General features: G+C 68.9%; 17 protein-coding genes. 13 read left to right on the top strand and 4 right to left on the bottom strand.

The features are described from left to right. Window positions 1-6: 6 nt before the first annotated feature. From ASF43_RS29970 to ASF43_RS19065, 3 genes are all read left to right on the top strand, one after another. Complete coding sequence (locus tag ASF43_RS29970) at window positions 7-2958, top strand: PAS domain-containing protein (RefSeq protein WP_200932572.1); 2952 nt, start codon at window positions 7-9, stop codon at window positions 2956-2958. Window positions 2959-3105: 147 nt separating this feature from the next. Then, window positions 3106-3399, top strand: a complete 294-nt coding sequence (locus ASF43_RS19070; RefSeq protein WP_056184268.1) for a hypothetical protein — start codon at window positions 3106-3108, stop codon at window positions 3397-3399. Between the two features lie 262 nt (window positions 3400-3661). Beyond that, on the top strand, window positions 3662-4729 hold the full coding sequence (locus ASF43_RS19065; protein ID WP_056184613.1) for a toll/interleukin-1 receptor domain-containing protein: 1068 nt from the start codon (window positions 3662-3664) through the stop codon (window positions 4727-4729). Window positions 4730-4731: 2 nt separating this feature from the next. Here ASF43_RS19065 and mntP read toward each other — a convergent pair whose 3' ends face one another. Then, window positions 4732-5301 (bottom strand): manganese efflux pump MntP, encoded by a 570-nt coding sequence (gene mntP, locus ASF43_RS19060; protein WP_056184267.1) that lies wholly within the window; start codon window positions 5299-5301, stop codon window positions 4732-4734. Window positions 5302-5582: 281 nt separating this feature from the next. On the opposite strand from mntP, the gene ASF43_RS19055 reads away from it, so the two are divergent. The 3 genes from ASF43_RS19055 (at window position 5583) to ASF43_RS19045 (ending at window position 8034) form a co-directional block, all read left to right on the top strand. Next, window positions 5583-6158, top strand: a complete 576-nt coding sequence (locus tag ASF43_RS19055; protein WP_056184265.1) for a hypothetical protein — start codon at window positions 5583-5585, stop codon at window positions 6156-6158. Beyond that, window positions 6159-6809 carry a LanC-like protein gene (locus ASF43_RS19050; RefSeq protein WP_056184263.1) on the top strand — a complete coding sequence of 217 codons (651 nt, stop codon included), beginning with the start codon at window positions 6159-6161 and terminating at the stop codon, window positions 6807-6809. A 73-nt stretch (window positions 6810-6882) separates the two neighbouring features. Then, on the top strand, window positions 6883-8034 hold the full coding sequence (locus ASF43_RS19045) for an MFS transporter (protein WP_056184611.1): 1152 nt from the start codon (window positions 6883-6885) through the stop codon (window positions 8032-8034). On the opposite strand, the gene ASF43_RS19040 is transcribed toward ASF43_RS19045, so the two are convergent. Beyond that, the gene (locus ASF43_RS19040) at window positions 7928-8881 is read right to left on the bottom strand and encodes a DMT family transporter (RefSeq protein ID WP_056184261.1); all 954 of its coding nucleotides are present in this window, start codon (window positions 8879-8881) and stop codon (window positions 7928-7930) included. The two genes, ASF43_RS19045 and ASF43_RS19040, sit on opposite strands and share 107 nt — an antisense overlap. 126 nt (window positions 8882-9007) lie before the next feature. Here ASF43_RS19040 and ASF43_RS19035 point away from each other — a divergent pair, with 126 nt between their 5' ends. The 4 genes from ASF43_RS19035 to ASF43_RS19020 are packed head-to-tail and all read left to right on the top strand — an operon-like array spanning window position 9008 to window position 12144. Then, window positions 9008-10060, top strand: a complete 1053-nt coding sequence (locus ASF43_RS19035; RefSeq protein WP_056184609.1) for a methionine ABC transporter ATP-binding protein — start codon at window positions 9008-9010, stop codon at window positions 10058-10060. Further along, complete coding sequence (locus ASF43_RS19030) at window positions 10053-10724, top strand: methionine ABC transporter permease (protein ID WP_056184259.1); 672 nt, start codon at window positions 10053-10055, stop codon at window positions 10722-10724. The genes ASF43_RS19035 and ASF43_RS19030 overlap by 8 nt, the downstream gene beginning before the upstream one ends. Window positions 10725-10753: 29 nt before the next feature. Then, window positions 10754-11542 (top strand): MetQ/NlpA family ABC transporter substrate-binding protein, encoded by a 789-nt coding sequence (locus ASF43_RS19025; protein WP_056184257.1) that lies wholly within the window; start codon window positions 10754-10756, stop codon window positions 11540-11542. A 47-nt stretch (window positions 11543-11589) separates the two neighbouring features. Then, complete coding sequence (locus ASF43_RS19020) at window positions 11590-12144, top strand: NADPH-dependent FMN reductase (RefSeq protein WP_056184254.1); 555 nt, start codon at window positions 11590-11592, stop codon at window positions 12142-12144. Here the strand turns inward: ASF43_RS19020 and ASF43_RS19015 are convergent, their stop codons facing one another. Together ASF43_RS19015 and ASF43_RS19010 are read right to left on the bottom strand one after the other, a co-directional pair. Next, window positions 12145-13542, bottom strand: coding sequence for an MATE family efflux transporter (locus ASF43_RS19015; protein WP_056184252.1), 1398 nt, complete (start codon window positions 13540-13542; stop codon window positions 12145-12147). It abuts the gene before it with no gap. Beyond that, the gene (locus ASF43_RS19010) at window positions 13539-14135 is read right to left on the bottom strand and encodes a TetR/AcrR family transcriptional regulator (protein WP_056184607.1); all 597 of its coding nucleotides are present in this window, start codon (window positions 14133-14135) and stop codon (window positions 13539-13541) included. The genes ASF43_RS19015 and ASF43_RS19010 overlap by 4 nt, the downstream gene beginning before the upstream one ends. Before the next feature lie 58 nt (window positions 14136-14193). Between ASF43_RS19010 and ASF43_RS31800 the strand changes: the two genes are divergently transcribed. The 3 genes from ASF43_RS31800 (at window position 14194) to ASF43_RS19000 (ending at window position 16037) form a co-directional block, all read left to right on the top strand. Beyond that, entirely contained in the window at window positions 14194-14556 is a 363-nt protein-coding gene (locus ASF43_RS31800; RefSeq protein WP_235578301.1) for a hypothetical protein, read from the top strand. A 107-nt stretch (window positions 14557-14663) separates the two neighbouring features. Next, a complete protein-coding gene (locus ASF43_RS19005) occupies window positions 14664-15170 on the top strand; it encodes a disulfide bond formation protein B (RefSeq protein WP_056184250.1) in 507 nt (168 codons plus the stop codon). Window positions 15171-15290: 120 nt separating this feature from the next. After that, entirely contained in the window at window positions 15291-16037 is a 747-nt protein-coding gene (locus tag ASF43_RS19000) for a hypothetical protein (protein WP_056184249.1), read from the top strand. The last annotated feature ends 48 nt before the right edge of the window (window positions 16038-16085 follow it).

Here is a 16085-nt window from a genome sequence, read left to right as displayed (position 1 = left end):
GCGACGATGAACGACAGAGACTTGCAGGAGGCCGGTGCGCCGCCCCTGGCGCACTTCCTTCCAGACGGAACACCCACGGCTGCGTTGTTGCGGGCGCGGGACTGGGCCGCCTCTTCCCTTGGCCACCCGCAGGGCTGGCCGCTGGCGCTGCGCGGCGCCGTGTCGCTGCTGCTCGACTCGCCCGTGCCCATGTGGCTGGCCTGGGGGCCCGACCTGGCCATGGTCTACAACGCACCCTATGCGCGCATGCTGGGCAGCAAGCACCCGGCCGCGATGGGCGCGCCCTTGCGCGAGGTCTGGGCCGAGATGTGGGCCGAAGTCGGCCCGCTGGTGGCCACTGCGCTGGCAGGCCAGGCGCTGTACCGGGACGACCTGCCGCTGCCGGCAAACCGCGAGGGCCGGCCCGTGCAGGCCTGGTTCACCTTTCTCTATCTGCCGCTGCGCGACGCCCACGGCGCCGTCCAGGGCCTGGCCTGCACGGTCTGGGAAACCACCGACAAGGTGCTTGCGCAGCACCGGCTGGCAGCCAGCGAGGCACGCCTGCAGGCGCTGACCCTGGCCAGCAGCAACGTGATCTACCGCATGAGCGCGGACTGGACGCGCATGCTGGAGCTCAACGGCCAGGGCTTCATCGCCGATGCGAGCGCGCCCGACAGCACCTGGCTGCAGAACTACATCCACCCCGACGACCGAGCCGGCGTGACCCGCGCGATCCAGGCTGCCGTGCAGTCCGGCAGCACCTTCGAGCTGGAACACCGCGTGATCCAGGTCGACGGCACGCTGGGCTGGGCGCTGTCGCGCGCGATCCCGGTGCGCGACGCGGCCGGGCACATCGTGGAGTGGTTCGGCACCGCCACCAACGTCACCGCGCGGCACACGGCGCAGCAGGCGCTGGAGCAGGCCAATGTCGACCTGCAGCAGCGCATCGCCGACACCGAGCTGCGCCAGGCGCAAAAGCGCGAGACCGAGGAGCGCTACCGCCTGGCGGTGCTGGCAACCAACGACGCGATCTGGGACTGGCGCCTGGCCGACGGCCAAGTGGTCTGGAACAAGGCCTTGTTCACGCTGTTCGGCCACACGCAGGAAGAGACCAGCGCCGACTGGTGGCTGGACCACATTCACCCCGAGGACCGGCCGCGCGTGGAGGCCAGCATCCACGACGTGATCGACAGCGGCCGCTTCGCCTGGTCGGACGAATACCGCTTCCAGCGCGCCGACGCAAGCTACGCCGACATCTTCGACCGCGGCACCGTGCTGCGCGACCCGCAGGGCCGGCCGCTGCGCATGATCGGCGCCATGCTGGACCTGTCAGAGCGCAAGGCCGCCGAGGCCGCGCTGCGCGAGAGCGAACGGCAGTTCCGCACCCTGTTCGAGACCATCGATGAGGGCTTTTGCGTCATCGAGTTCCTGGACGGCCCCGAAGGCCCGCTCAGCGATTACGTGCATGTGCTGGCCAACCCGGCCTACGCGGCCAACGCCGGCATTCCCGACGTCGTGGGCCAGCGCGTGCGCGAGATGGTGCCGCAGGAGGCCGATGCCTGGGTGGAGGTCTACCGCCGGGTGCTGCTGACCGGCGAGCCGGTCCGCTTCGAGCGCGAGCTCGTGCGCACCGGCCGTTACCTGGAGCTGGCCGCCCTGCGCGTGGAGCCTCCCGAGCGCCGCCAGGTCGCCGTGCTGTTCCAGGACATCACGGCGCGCCGCCGGGCCGAGCTGGCGCTGCGCGAGCTCAACGAGGTGCTGGAGAACCGGGTGGCCGAGGAGGTGGCCGAGCGGCTGCGGACCGAGGAGGCCCTGCGCCAGTCCCAGAAGATGGAGGCCGTGGGGCAGCTCACGGGCGGCATCGCGCACGACTTCAACAACATGCTGGCCGTGGTGATCGGCTCGCTGGACCTGCTGGGCCGGCGCTACGTCGGCGACGACGCGCGCGCGCGGCGCTATGTGGACGCGGCCAAGGACGGCGCCAAACGCGCCGCCCAGCTCACGCAACGCCTGCTCGCGTTCTCGCGCCAGCAGCCGCTCAAGCCCGAGCCCGTGGACGCCAACAAGCTCGTGGCCGGCATGTCGGACCTGCTGCGCCACTCGCTGGGCGGCGACGTGCGGCTGGAAACCGTGCTGGCCGGCGGCCTGTGGCGCGCCCACGCCGATCCGCACCAGCTCGAGAACGTGATCCTGAACCTGGCCGTGAACAGCCGCGATGCGATGGCGCTGGCCGAAGGCGGGCGCCTCACCATCGAGACCGCCAACTGCCATCTGGACGAGCGTTACGCGGCCGAGCACATCGGCCTGGCGCCCGGCCAGTACGTGATGATCGCGGTCAGCGACACCGGCTCGGGGATGTCGGCCGAGGTCATCGCCAAGGCGTTCGACCCCTTCTTCACGACCAAGGAGGTCGGCCGCGGAACGGGTTTGGGGCTGAGCCAGGTCTACGGCTTCGTCAAGCAGTCCGGCGGCCACGTGAAGATCTATTCGGAGGTCGGCCAGGGCACGGCGGTCAAGGTCTACCTGCCGCGCTTGGTCGGCGCGGCCGAGGCGGACACGCAGCTGGACACCAGGCCCGACGTGCCGCTCGGCGATGGCCAGGAACTGGTGCTGGTGGTGGAAGACGAGCCCGCCGTGCGCCAGTTCTCGGTCGAGGCGCTGACCGAACTGGGCTACCGTGTGCTGGAAGCCGACGGCGCTGCAGAGGCGCTCAAGCTCATCGACGCCCACCCCGAGATCACGCTGCTGTTCACCGACGTGGTCATGCCCGAGGTCAATGGCCGCAAGCTGGCCGACCAGGCCCGATTGCGCCGCCCCGGGCTCAAGGTGCTGTTCACCACCGGCTACACGCGCAACGCCGTGGTGCACAACGGCGTGCTCGACCCGGGCGTGCACCTGATCGGCAAGCCCTTCAACATCGACGAGCTCGGCGCCCGCGTGCGCGAAGTGCTGGACGCGCCGGAGCCGGCGGGCGAATAGCCGGACGCTTGCGCCTGGCGCGCGCCAAGCCACGACTCCACGACCCGGCTTCGTCCGACAAGGGCAGGCCGGCATGCCCGAGAGACTGGTGAGGCCCTTGCGGTCGGCAGGCGGCGCAACAGCACCATCCAACTTGTGGAGGCGGTCATGAAGATTCGGGACAAATTGCGTGGCGTGGGCGTGCCCGTGCCGGACGAGGCGCACAGCTACCGCACGGGCAAGGGCTGCCTGATGTGGTTGCCCGCCACGAATGGCGACGGCGAGCCGGCGATCTGCATCGTGGCCGTCAACGCCGAGCAGTACGAAGCCATGATGGCCGCCGGCCTGGCTGGCACTTGCGGCTGGAACTTCGACGACCCCTATGTCGAACCCGTGGTGCCGCAGGCCCTGGCACGGCGGACGGCCGCTCGGCGCGCCGGCGGTTGCGCGAGCGCGGCCTGAGCGCATCCGCGGGCTTGCGTCGGCTCGCACAATGGAGTCCCGCACCGCAGTCCAGTCGCGCGTGCGGTAGGCCAACGGGCGTGCCTGCCGCGCACCCCATTGCGCCGGCAAGGGAAAGGCTCGGCCCGCAAGACGGCGGAGCGCCTGGGGGGCGGCGCGGTGCCCTCTCGGATCGGGGCCTGCTTGCAGCCTGGCCCTGCATCGCGCCACACTCGGGGCCGTGCGACGGCGGAGGTGACCGTCACGCCATCAAGGAGTGAACGTGCCCGAACCCGATACCCGCCCGGTGACCCTGTTCTACAGCTACGCGCATGAGGACGAGGTGCTGCGCAAGGAGCTCGAAAAGCATTTGAAGCTGCTGGAGCGCAAGGGCCTCATCCGCCCCTGGCATGACCGCCAGATCAGGCCCGGACAGGAATGGGCGCAGGCCATCGACGAAAGCCTGGAGAGCGCCGAGCTGGTGCTGCTGCTCGTCAGCGCCGACTTCATGAACAGCGACTACATCTTCGGCGTGGAGCTCAAGCGCGCGTTGGAGCGGCATGCGCAGCAGTCCTGCGTGGCCGTGCCAATCGTGGTGCGGGCGGTGGATCTGGAGGGCGCGCCGTTCATGCACCTGCAGGGCCTGCCGACCGATCTGAAGCCGGTCGCTTCCTGGGCCAGCCAGGACGAAGCCTGGACCAATGTCGCCAAGGGTCTGCGCGTGACGGTCGAATGGATCCGTGGGCGGCGCCCGCCGGCCGCGGTGTCCGCGCCCGCCCCGCGGAGGCGCCGCGGGCCGGCCCAGGCAGGGGCAGTGCAGGCCGATGGTCTGCTCGACGAGGTCGTGGCTGGCGTCGTGCAGCAGATCGACACGGCCGAGCGATCGCGCAGCGGCCACGCCGTCGACCAGGCCCTGCGCCCGCAGTTGGCCGAAGAGACGCGCGCATTGATCGATGTGCGCGACGCCAAGCGCGTGCTGTGGGTCGACGACCGGCCCGACAACAACCGCGGCGAGATGGCGGTGCTGGCCAAGCTGCAGATCGAGGTCGTGGCCGTGCGTTCGACTGCCGAGGCGATGGCGCGCATCGATGCAGATGCGGCCGCCGGCGAGCGCTTCGACCTGGTGCTGACCGACTGGTCGCGTGCCGACGACGCTGAACCTGCGGCACTCACGCTCTTGCAGGCGCTGCGCGCCGAGCGCCACACCATGCCCGTGGTGGTCTACCACGGCGAGTTCCGCCCCGAGCGCCGCGCTGCCGTGGCGGCGCGCTGCACGGCGGCCGGTGCGTTGGGCGAGGCCGTCGTGCCGACCGAGCTCATGCGGCTGGTGCACGAGGCAATGGCGGGTTGAGGTCAGACCGCCGTCAAGTGCTCATACAAGATCACCAACCCGATCCCGATCAACAGCACGCCCCCGATCGCCTCGGCCCAGCGGCCGGCAACCTTGCCGAGCAGGTGGCCGACCATCACGCCGATGGTCACCATGACGAAGGTGGCGAAACCGATGGCGGCGGCAACCGGCACGATGTTCACGTTCAGGAACGCCAGGCCCACGCCCACGGCCATGGCATCGATGCTGGTCGCAAAGCCCGTGATGGCCAGCAGCCAGAAGCCGTGCCGCGTGGGCTTCTCGATTTCCTCGGCGTCTGGCGCCTGCAGGGCCGCGAAGATCATGCGCGCGCCCAGCACCGTCAGCAGCGTGAACGCGATCCAGTGGTCCCAGTTCTCGACGTAGCCTGCAGCGGCGTAGCCCAGCGCCCATCCGATGACGGGCGTGATGGTCTCGATCACGCCGAAGATGGCGCCCGTGCGCAGTGCCTCGGACCATTTGGGTTTCTGCAAGGCCGTGCCCTTGCCGACGGCGGCGGCGAATGCGTCGGTGGACATGGCCAGGGCCAGCAGTGCGGTGGAGGCGAGGTTCATGGTGGAGCTCGTTCTAGGGTGTCGCGCCGACGCGCAAGAGCACGATAGCACTGCCGCGCGGGGGCACGGTCGCCCCGGCCTTGGTGCTGCTGCAGGAGAACATAGACACTGAACCAGGCCCGGCATCGGCAGACCACCGCCTGCAGCAGATACATTTCGAGTGGCCAGCGCCAGCTCAGCCGAGCCCTTCGATGGCCGCGGCCGACAGCGGACGTCAAGGCGCCTGAGCTCTGGGCCAATGTCGTGCGCTCACGGCGCTGCCGCCGAATCGGGAGTGCGCCATGTTGTTTGAACCCGCGCGTCACGAAGCGCTTCAGCACCTGCGATGGGACGAAGCCAAGGTGCGCGCCTGCATCGAGCGGATCACTGCCGACGCAGAATCCAGGTTCACGCCGCAGGGCTGGTGGCCGCCGCACCCGCATGACGTGGATCCCGGCGACGGGCCACGAACGCCCCTCACACCACTGTATTTCGGTGCCTGCGGCGTGGTATGGGCGTTGCACTATCTGCAAGACGTTGGCGCGGTACGGCTACAGCGCAACTACCGGGATGCCGCTTCGTTGGCCGAGCTGATGGCGCGCAACGACACATGGCTGGGCGAGCGAGCAGCCGCGTACGCCGGATCTTTCATGATGGGCGAACTCCCCATTCGCCTGCTCGAATTCGCTACACAGCAGCGGCCTGCGACCGCCAATCGACTGGCCGCGTTGATCGCGGGCAACATGGAGCACCCGGCTCGTGAACTGATGGGGGGCTCGCCCGGCTCTCTGCTCGCCGCACACTTCCTGCACCGACGCACCGGCGATGAACGCTGGGCGGAACTCTTTCGCGGCACCGCGGCCTTGCTGTGGTCGTAATTGTTGTGGTCCGAGGAGTTTTCCTGCCACTACTGGACCCAGGATCTGTATGGCAGCCAGTCCACCTACATCGATGCCGTCCACGGCTTTGTTGGCACGGCATTGCCGCTGATTCGCGGCCGGGCCTTGCTAGCCGAAGCGGACTGGGCCGCGTGGCAAGGGTGCATCGAGAACACCGTGTTGCGCACCGCGACCTGGGAGGGGGGGCAAGCCAACTGGCGCGCACGGCTCACTTCCTTGCCCGGAAAACCATTGCTCATGCAGTATTGCCACGGCGCTCCGGGATTTTTGATCTGCCTGGCCGACATGCCTGGCCATGCGCTGGATGACGTACTCATCGCAGCTGGAGATGCGGTCTGGGCGGCAGGTCCGCTGACGAAGGGCTCTAACCTGTGCCACGGCACAGGCGGCAATGGCTATGCTTTCCTGAAGCTCTATGCCAGAACGCGCGACGCGATATGGCTGCAGCGCGCGCGGGCCTTCGCTGTGCACGGAATCGCGCAGACAGAAGCGCTGACGCAGAAGTACGGCAAGATGCGTTACTCACTGTGGACCGGCGACCCTGGATTTGCCATCTTTCTCTGGGACTGCCTTCGCGGCCGTGCCGCATTTCCCACGCTGGATGTGTTCGATGGGCTCACTGCTGCGTGACCGTTGGCCGGCCGGCACCTGGCCGCCACCGAAGCATGCGGCCGCGCCATGCGCGTCGGCTATCGTCGGTGCCATGCCTTTTTCCATCTCGAACGCGCGCACGCACTGGGCGGCGCGCCTGCTTTTCTTCGCCGCCGGATTCCTGTTTGCTGCCTGGGGGGTGCACATCCCGACCGTCAAGGAGACCTATGGCCTGGGTGTGGGCGCCATCGGCGGGCTGGTGCTGGCGGCCGGCCTGGGCTCGGTGCTGGGGCTCACGCAGGCCGGTTGGCTGATCGCACACCATGGCGCGCGCCGTGTGGCCTGGTGGGGCGGCCTGCTGTCGGCCGTTGCGCTGGTGCTGCTGCTGCGCATGCCGCATCCCGTGTTGCTGTGGGCGCTGCTGGCAGTGTTCGGTGCCGCGATGGGGCTGCTGGACGTGGCGATGAACGCCGATGCCTCGGAGCTGGAGCGCCAGGCGGGCCGGCCGCTGATGAGCGCCTTCCACGGCATGTTCAGCCTGGGCGGCATGGTGGGTGCCGGGGTGGGCGGGCTCATGTTCACCCTGCAGGTCACGCCGAACCTGCAGCTCATGGGCGCGGCCGTGTTCTGCACCGCGCTGCTGGCCTGGAGCGTGCGGCAGATGCTGCCGCTGGCGCCGCAGGCCGCGGCAGAGGCAGTGGCGCATGGCCGCTTCATGCTGCCGCGTGGCCGGCTGGCGCTGGTGGGCCTGTTGGGCGCGCTGGGCTTCGTGGTCGAGGGCGCGATGTACGACTGGAGCGTGCTGTTCCTGCAGACCGAGCGCGCCGCGCCGCAGGAGCAGGCGGCGCTGGCCTATGCCAGCTTTTCGGCCGCGATGGCGGCCACGCGCTTCGTGGGCGACCGGCTGCGCGCGCGCTGGTCGTCCGTGGGCCTGCTGCGCGCGAGCGCCGGCCTGGCGGCGGCGGCGCTGACGCTGGTGCTGCTGTCGGACAGCGTGGTGCTGGCGCTCATCGGCTTCGCGCTCGTGGGCGTGGGGCTGGCCAACGTGGTGCCGGTGCTGTTCAGCGCGGCGGCCCAGGTGCCGGGCGTGTCGCCGGCGCACGGCATCTCGGCCGTGGCGGCCGTGGGCTACTGCGGCTTCATGGCCGGGCCGTCCATCATCGGCTTCGTGGCGCACGGCAGTTCGCTGACGGTGGCGCTGGCGGCGGTGGTGGGCTGTGCGCTGCTGCAGGGTGCGCTGGCGCTGCGCGCATTGCGCGATTGAGGGCACGCTCGTACAGCGCCACGGCCAGGCCGGCGCCGCAGATGCACACGATGCCCAGCACCGTGATCGCGTCCGGCAACTGGCCGAACACGGCCCAGCCCAGGGCCGCGGCGCTCAGGATCTGCAGATAGCTGTACGGCGCCAGCAGCGTGGCCGGCGTGCGCGCATAGGCGGCTGACTGCAGGCCGTGGCCGATGGCACCCGTGACGCCGGTGGACAGCAGCAGGGCCCATTGCCACGGCGTGAGGTTCGGCGTCTGCCAGAACCAGGGCAGGGCGCAGCTCAGCGCCACGGTGCCGATCAGGCCGCCGTAGTAGTTGGTGGTGAGCGGGTCGTCCTGGGCCAGCCGGCGCGTAGCGATCTGGAAGCAGGCGAAGGTCAGCGCCGTGAGCAGGCCCAGCAGCACGCCCACGGTGTCCAGCCCCGCACCGGGCCGCACCACCAACAGCATGCCGCCGAAGCCCAGCACCACGCCGCACCAGCGGTGCAGCCGGTGCGGCTCGCGCAGCAGCCAGGGCGCCAGCGCCATGAGCATGATGGGCGCCATGAAGTTCATAGCGGTGGCCTCGGCCAGCGGCACGCGCTTCAAGACCGAGAAGAACAGCAGCGTGGATGCGATCATCAGCACGCCGCGCAGCAGCTGGCCGCCGAGCGAGGTGGTGCGCAGCAGGCCGCGCCCGCGCCGCGGCAGCAGCACGGCGCTGGAGAGCAAGGTGTGCACGGCATAGCGCACCCAGGCCACCATGAGGATGGGCACGCCGGCCAGGGCCAGGTATTTGCCGGTGGCATCCAGGCCCGACAGCATCCACAGGCCCGCCACGTGCAGCACGATGCCGCTTCGGTTCATATATTCATCTCGATATGTCCATCGAATTTAGTATTCGTTTGGCGAACTGGTAAAAACCCTTAGAGTCTCGCCCCTGCAGACAACAAGAGAGCTAGGCGCCACGAGGTGGTGACCGGCTTGGCGAAGATGATCGAGTTAAGGGGAATCTCCCAAACGTACCAGGGTGCCACAGGCCCGGTACAGGCCTTGCGCGGCATCGACCTGAACGTGGCCGCGGGCCAGGTGTTCGGCATCATCGGCCGTAGCGGCGCGGGCAAGAGCTCGCTGGTCCGCGTGATCAACCTGCTGAACCGGCCCACGGCCGGGCAGGTGCTGGTCGATGGCCGCGACATGACCACGCTGGATGAGGCCGCGCTGCGCGTGGCGCGCCGCGACATCGGCATCGTGTTCCAGCATTTCAACCTGCTGAGTTCGCGCACCGTGTACGACAACGTGGCGCTGCCGCTGGAGATCGCGGGCCTGGACAAGGCCGCGATCAAGCAGCGCGTGGCGCCGCTGCTGGACCTGGTGGGCCTCTTGGCCCTGGCCCGGCGCTACCCGGCCGAGGTGAGCGGCGGGCAGAAGCAGCGCGTGGGCATCGCCCGGGCGCTGGCGAACCGGCCCAAGGTGCTGCTGTCCGACGAGGCCACGTCTGCCCTGGACCCGGAGACGACGCGCTCCATCCTGGGCCTCTTGCGCCAGATCAACAAGGACTTCGGCCTGACCATCGTGCTCATCACGCACCAGATGCAGGTCATCAAGCAGGTGGCCGAGCGCGTGGCTGTGATCGACGCGGGCCAGATCGTGGAGCAGGGCCGCGTGATCGATGTGTTCTCGAACCCCCAGCACGCCACCACGCGCAGCCTCATCGAGGAGATCGTGCCGCAGGAGCTGCCGGACTCCGTGCTGGCGCGGCTGCGCACGCTGATGGGCGCGAGCCCCGCGGGCGAAGGCCAGGGCCTGCGTCTCGCGTTCGCAGGCGATGGTGCAGACCAGCCGCTGTTGACCGAGTTGGTGCGCCGCTTCGGGCTGGACCTGTCCATCCTGCACGGACAGATCGACGAGGTGCAGGGCCAGCCCTTCGGCACGCTGGCCGTGTTCGCGCGCGGCGCGGCCGACCAGCTGCAGGCCGGCATCGCGCATCTGCGGCAGGCGGGTGTGAGCGTGCAGCCCCTGGCGCAAGGAGTGGCCCATGTTTGATTTCCTCGAGACCTTCAACGCGCCCTTGCGCGAGATGTTCGTCACCTCGCTGTGGGAGACGGTGGTGATGGTCGGCATCTCGGGCCTGGCCGGCGCGCTGATCGGCGTGCCGCTGGGCGTGTGGCTGCGGCTCACGGACCATGGCGGCGTGCGCCAGAACGCGCCCGTGAACCGCACCGTGGGCGGCATCGTGAACGCGGTGCGCTCCACGCCGTTCATCATCCTGCTGGTGGCCATCATTCCGTTCACGCGCTTCATCACGGGCTCGTCCATCGGCACGGCCGCGGCCGTGGTGCCGCTCACGATTGCGGCCGCGCCCTTCGTCGCGCGGCTGGTGGAAACCGCACTGCGCGAGGTGGACCACGGCCTCGTGGAAGCGGCCCAGGCCATGGGCGCCAGCACCTGGCAGATCGTCTGGAAGGTGCTGCTGCCCGAGGCATTGCCCGGCATCGTGGCCGCGCTGACCATCACGCTCGTGAGCCTGACCGGCTACTCGGCCATGGCCGGCGCCATCGGCGGCGGCGGGCTGGGCGACCTGGGCATCCGCTACGGCTACCAGCGCTTCCTGCCCGAGGTGATGGCGGCCGTGGTGCTGGTGCTCATCGTGTTCGTGCAGGTGCTGCAGAGCGCGGGCGACTGGCTGGTGCGGCGCATCCGGCACTGACTCTCTTTTTCTTCAGGGACTTTTCAACAATGCAAAAACGTACGTTCATCTCCACCCTCGCACTGGCGCTGTTGGCCTCCACCGCCGCGGTCGCGCAGGACAAGACGCTCAAGGTCGGCGTCACCGCCGGCCCGCACGCGCAGATCTTCGAGCAGGTCAAGCGCATCGCCGAGAAGGACGGCTTGAAGCTGCAGGTTGTCGAGTTCAGCGACTACATCCAGCCCAACGCCGCGCTGGCCGCCGGCGACCTGGACCTGAACAGCTACCAGCACAAGCCCTTCCTGGATCTGCAGGTGGCAGACCGCGGCTACAAGTTCGTGGCGGTAGGCAACACGGTCAACTTCCCGATCGGGCTGTATTCCAAGAAGGTCAAGGACCTGAAGGACCTGAAGGAGGGCGCACGCTTCGGCATCCCGAACGACCCGACCAACGGTGGCCGCGTGCTGCTGGTGCTGCAGGACAAGGGCCTCATCAAGCTCAAGCCCTCGGCCGGCCTGAAGGCCACGCCGCTGGACGTGATCGAGAACCCCAAGAAGCTGCGCTTCGTCGAGCTGGAGGCCGCGCAGCTCGCGCGGTCGCTGGACGACCTGGATGCGGCGGCCGTCAACACCAACTTCGCGCTGCCGGCCGGCCTGAACCCCGCCAAGGACGCGATCGCGCAGGAGAACGCCAAGTCGCCCTACGTGAACGTGCTGGTCGTGCGCGCGCAGGACCAGGACAAGCCCTGGGTCGCCAAGCTGGTCAAGGCTTACCACTCGGCAGAAGTGCGCAGCTTCATCCAGACGGAGTTCAAGGGCACGGTGGTGCCGGGCTTCTGAAGTTCGCGTAAGGTGCTGGCTCCCTGAACATTCGAAAGGCAGATTCCATGGCCCAGATCAAGATCGCTGTCATCGTCGGCAGCTTGCGCAAGGACTCGTTCAACAAGAAGCTGGCCGACGGCCTGGCCAAGCTGGCCCCGGCGGACTTCGCGTTCGAGCATGTGGAGATCGGCGACCTGCCGCTCTACAACCAGGACGACGACGCCAACCAGGCCGATAGCGTCAAGCGCATCAAAGCGCAGATCAAGGGCGCGACGGGTTTGCTGTTCGTGACGCCGGAGTACAACCGCTCGATCCCGGGCGTGCTGAAGAACGCCATCGACCACGCCTCGCGGCCCTATGGCCAAAGCGCGTTCGCGGGCAAGCCGGCCGGCGTGATCGGCGCCTCGGTCGGTGCCATCGGCACTGCGTTGGCGCAGCAGCATTTGCGCAATGTGCTGGCCTACCTGGATGTGCCCACGCTGGGCCAGCCAGAAGCCTTCATCCAGGCCAAGGATGGTCTGTTCGATGCCGACGGCAGCATCGGCGAGGCCAGCCGCAAGTTCCTGCAGGGCTGGGTGGACAAGTACGTGGCCTGGGTGCGGCTGAACGCCGCCGCCTGATCAGCCGCGCGGCCGGTCCTGTGGCCGCGCGAACCAGGGCCAGGCGTTCAGCAGCGCATACGCTGCCAGCGCCACGACCATGATCACGAGCAGCGTGGGCAGCCCGGCACCCATCTTCAGCGCCAGGTGACCGGCCACGTAGACGATGGCCAGCCGCGCCGCACCGGCGACCAGGCTCCAGCCCATGCGCCGCGCGCCCTGAGACGCGAAGTACAGCGACAAGCCCAACCCGAACAGGCCATACGCCGGCCCGACCGTGCGCAGGTACTGCGTGCCCACGCGGATGGCCTCGGCGTTTTGCGTGAACAGGCCCAGCCAGGCGGCCGGGAACAGCGCGGCGGCCAGGCCCACGATGGCCGTTGCGCCAGCCGCCATCAGCGCGCCTGTCCACGCGACGCGACGTGCACGCACCAGCTGCCCCGCGCCGGTGTTCATGCCCACCATGGCGACCATGGCCGCGCCGAAGCCGAACACGATGGGGATCTGCAGGTATTCGAGCCGGATGCCCAGGCCGAAACCGGCCAGCGCGGGGCTGCCCAGCGGGCTGACGAGCGCCGTGGCCGTCAGCACCGAGAGGTTCAAGGTGATGTTGTTGACGATGGCCGGCCCGCCCACGCCCAGGATGTCGCGGAACAGCGGCCAGCGCAGCGTGTGCTTGAAGTGCAGCTTGACGCCGCCCGAGCCGCGCAGCACGGCCGTCAACATCACCGCCGCGGCGGCGACGTAATACAGAACCAGCGCCAGCCCGGCACCCATGATGCCCAGCGCGGGCAGCGGGCCCCAGCCGAAGATCAGCAGCGGCGAGGCCACGAGCAGCAGCAGCACGCCGCCCGACAGCACCAGGGCCGGCAGCGCCATGTTGCCGCTGCCGCGCAGCACACTGGCCATGCCATTGGCCAGCCACAGGAACACGGCACCGATGAAGATCGCGTTGGAATAGGCCAGGGCCGCCTGCTGCACCGGAAAGCTGCCCGTCATTGCGCGGTAAAGCAACGGCCCGCCCACCAGGCCGCCGAGCATGCACAGCAGGCCGAAGCCCAGCGCGATCAGCAGCGCATGCAGGGCCAGCGCCTCGGCCTTGTCGCGGTCGCCCGCGCCGATGGCGCGCGCAATCGCCGACGAGATGCCGCCGCCCATGCCGCCGGCCGACATGGTCTGCATCAGCATGACGAGCGGGAACACCAGCGCGGCGCCGGCCAGCGCGTCCACGCCGAGCAAGCCGACGAAGTAGCTTTCCAGGAAGTTGGCGGCGGCCTGGGAGAGCATCACGATGAGGTTGGGTGCGGCGAGCAACAACAGCGTGGGCAACACCGGGCCGTGCAGCAGGCGGGCGGAGCGGGCCTGGGCTGCGGCTGCCGCCTTGCTGCCAGGAGCGGTGGCGGAGGGCAGGGCGCTCATGTCGTGGACTCCGTGTTGCGCAGCAGTGCAGCGCGGGCGCTGGACAGGATCTCGTCCGAAATCGCATCGCCCTTGGTGGCGCGCGACAGCAGCAGCGCGCCGACCAGCAGCGCCAGGTCGGCCAGGGCCTGCTGCTCGGGATTCGGCGTGGTGTCGGGTTGCACGGCGGCCAGTCGCGCGGCCATGCCCTTCACCCCCGCCAGGTAGGCCGGCCGCACCGGCGCCTGCGGCTCGGCACGCGCCACATCGCCGGCGAGGGCGGCAGCGGCGCAGCTGCTGCCGGGCCGGTCGCGCGTGGCGGGCGCCAGGTAGCCCTCCACATAGGCACGGCGGCGCGCGGCGGCATCGGGCAGCTCGGCGAAACGCCGGTTCCAGCGCTCGCCCGAGCTTTCGAAGGCCTTGCTGCAGGCCACGGCGGCCAGGCCTTCCTTGGACGAGAAGTGGCCGTAGAAGCCGCCGTGCGTGAGGCCGGCCGCGGCCATGACCTCGGCCACGCTGACGCCGGCCAGGCCCTTCTCGCGGAACAGCCTGGCCGAAGCCTTCTCGATGGCGATGCGGTTCTGGTCGGTCTGCTGCTGGGATACGCGCGGCATGGCGGCTCTCTCCTGCGTCTGATAAATGATGAGCATCATAGATGGGATTGCAAAATAAATGTTGTCCATCATCTTTGAAGTGCTGCAGTCACTTCAGTGCGGCTTTACAGAACTTCACCGCGCGGATGTCGGCCACAGCGATCGCCGGCCGTTGAATGCAGGTCTCGTCATCCCCTTGTGGAGGTTCTGTATGAAGCGTCTGTCCTGTGCTGCCGTTCTGGCTTGCGTCGCATTGAGCGGCTGTGTCGTGGCGCCCGTGGGGCATGGCTACTACGGGCGCCGCCCGGTGGTGGTGGCTCCGGCCGTCGTGGGGCCGCCGCCGGTGGTGGTCGTGCGGCCCGGCTACGGGCGCGGCTATGACCGCTACGAGCGTCGCGACCACGAAGACGGCCGCGGCCGCGGCTGGCGTCGCGAGGATTGAACGCGCCGCGGAACTAAAACCGGCCGCCGTCCTCCATCGCAGCACAATACGCGGCGCCGCCCATCCGGGTGACGCCAAACAAGAAGTGCCGCTTGGAAAGGGTGGGAATGCTGTTGCGAATGTTGGACCAGTCACCGCGCAAGGTGCTGGCCTTAGTCAGTCTGGCCTGTGTGGCGTTGTTGGGTTTCGGGCTGTACCTGCAGCACGTGGTGGGCCTGGAGCCTTGTCCGATGTGCATCGTGCAGCGTTATGCCATGGTGCTGATCGCGATCGTGGCCGGCGTCACGGCGCTGCTCCGCAGCCGGGGCGCGTTGGTGGGTGGCGCAGTGCTGACACTGGCCCTGGCAGGCTTCGGCGCGTTCGTGGCGGCGCGCCAGAGCTGGCTGCAGTGGTATCCGCCTGAAGTGGCGTCGTGCGGGCGCGATTTCTACGGAATGATCGAGACCTTTCCGCTGCAGCGCGCGATCCCCATGATCTTCCGTGGTGGCGGCGATTGCGCGGCCATCGATTGGACCTTCCTCGGTGGCTCAATCGCAAACTGGTCATTCCTGTGTTTCATGGGCATTGCTGCCGTTGCGCTGGCACTGGTAGCGCGGCGCTTTGCACACCGTTGAGCACAGCGCGGTACACAACTGTCGGCGTCCGCCTACAAGCGTTCGTGCCCTAGCCTGACCGTGTGACCGGATGTCGGCGGAGTACCGTCGCGCATTGCACACACTCGGGAGTTCTCGTCCATGTCGATTGCGACGCTGCCCGCCGCCAAGGCGCCGCTGATTGGGGCCGACGCCATGACTGATTCGCCACCGCCAGCCCTGCACGAGGCGGCGCGCTACGCAGTGCTGCGGCGCATGGGCTCGGCGATCCGGCACCAGATCGCGGGGTCGCTGCAACCGGTCAGCATGCTGGCCTCGCTGCTGGAGCGCCGCATGCAGGCGCCAACGCCCAACGTCGAGGCCTTGCGCAAGAACGCCACCGAGATGAGCGGCCTGTCGCGCTCGGCCAGCAGCGAGTGCGTGGCCTTGATGAGCTGGGTGGCCCCGCACGATGGCGAACTCGTCGCGGTGGGCGAGGGTGTCGAGGACTGCTTGCACTTGCTGGCCACCGAGTTGTCGTTCCGTGGCTTCTCCGTCGTCAATGCCGCCGCAGGACAGGACGCACTGGTCGGCCGCCTCACGTTGCGCACGCTGCTGCCGGCCGCCCTCATGGCACTGACCGACAACGCTCCTGGTGCTGCGCAGGTGGAGGTTGCCGTGCAGACCTCGCCCGATGCGGTGACGGTGTCGCTGACGCTGACCCCGATCGAGCGAGACGAGCCGCCAGGCCGCGCCAAGGCGTATCGGAGATTGACCTGGCAGGACTTGGAAGCGCTTGCCGAGGATGAGGGCGTGGTGTTGCGTCGCAGCGACCAGGGCGTGGACCTGGTGCTGGCGCTGCAGCAGCGGCCGTCATCGGAAAAAGAGGCAGGGGTGCGGTGGAGCTGAGCCCGCACGCGTGTGTCGCGCGTCAACAAAAAAGGGCTCTTGCGAGCC

This window comes from Pseudorhodoferax sp. Leaf267, from assembly GCF_001422405.1.
Classification (GTDB): Bacteria; Pseudomonadota; Gammaproteobacteria; order Burkholderiales; family Burkholderiaceae_C; genus Pseudorhodoferax.
The sequence above is the reverse complement of the archived record's forward strand: the minus strand, read 5'-3'. Positions and strand labels throughout refer to the sequence as shown.

Excerpts from the sequence above, each read along its gene's own strand:
- ASF43_RS29970 (WP_200932572.1), top strand. The coding sequence starts at position 7 with ATGAACGACAGAGACTTGCAGGAGGCCGGTGCGCCGCCCCTGGCGCAC.
- ASF43_RS19070 (WP_056184268.1), top strand. The coding sequence starts at position 3,106 with ATGAAGATTCGGGACAAATTGCGTGGCGTGGGCGTGCCCGTGCCGGAC.
- mntP (WP_056184267.1), bottom strand. The coding sequence starts at position 5,301 with ATGAACCTCGCCTCCACCGCACTGCTGGCCCTGGCCATGTCCACCGAC.
- ASF43_RS19055 (WP_056184265.1), top strand. The coding sequence starts at position 5,583 with ATGTTGTTTGAACCCGCGCGTCACGAAGCGCTTCAGCACCTGCGATGG.
- ASF43_RS19045 (WP_056184611.1), top strand. The coding sequence starts at position 6,883 with ATGCCTTTTTCCATCTCGAACGCGCGCACGCACTGGGCGGCGCGCCTG.
- ASF43_RS19040 (WP_056184261.1), bottom strand. The coding sequence starts at position 8,881 with ATGAACCGAAGCGGCATCGTGCTGCACGTGGCGGGCCTGTGGATGCTG.
- ASF43_RS19035 (WP_056184609.1), top strand. The coding sequence starts at position 9,008 with ATGATCGAGTTAAGGGGAATCTCCCAAACGTACCAGGGTGCCACAGGC.
- ASF43_RS19030 (WP_056184259.1), top strand. The coding sequence starts at position 10,053 with ATGTTTGATTTCCTCGAGACCTTCAACGCGCCCTTGCGCGAGATGTTC.
- ASF43_RS19025 (WP_056184257.1), top strand. The coding sequence starts at position 10,754 with ATGCAAAAACGTACGTTCATCTCCACCCTCGCACTGGCGCTGTTGGCC.
- ASF43_RS19020 (WP_056184254.1), top strand. The coding sequence starts at position 11,590 with ATGGCCCAGATCAAGATCGCTGTCATCGTCGGCAGCTTGCGCAAGGAC.
- ASF43_RS19015 (WP_056184252.1), bottom strand. The coding sequence starts at position 13,542 with ATGAGCGCCCTGCCCTCCGCCACCGCTCCTGGCAGCAAGGCGGCAGCC.
- ASF43_RS19010 (WP_056184607.1), bottom strand. The coding sequence starts at position 14,135 with ATGCCGCGCGTATCCCAGCAGCAGACCGACCAGAACCGCATCGCCATC.
- ASF43_RS31800 (WP_235578301.1), top strand. The coding sequence starts at position 14,194 with ATGTTGTCCATCATCTTTGAAGTGCTGCAGTCACTTCAGTGCGGCTTT.
- ASF43_RS19005 (WP_056184250.1), top strand. The coding sequence starts at position 14,664 with ATGCTGTTGCGAATGTTGGACCAGTCACCGCGCAAGGTGCTGGCCTTA.
- ASF43_RS19000 (WP_056184249.1), top strand. The coding sequence starts at position 15,291 with ATGTCGATTGCGACGCTGCCCGCCGCCAAGGCGCCGCTGATTGGGGCC.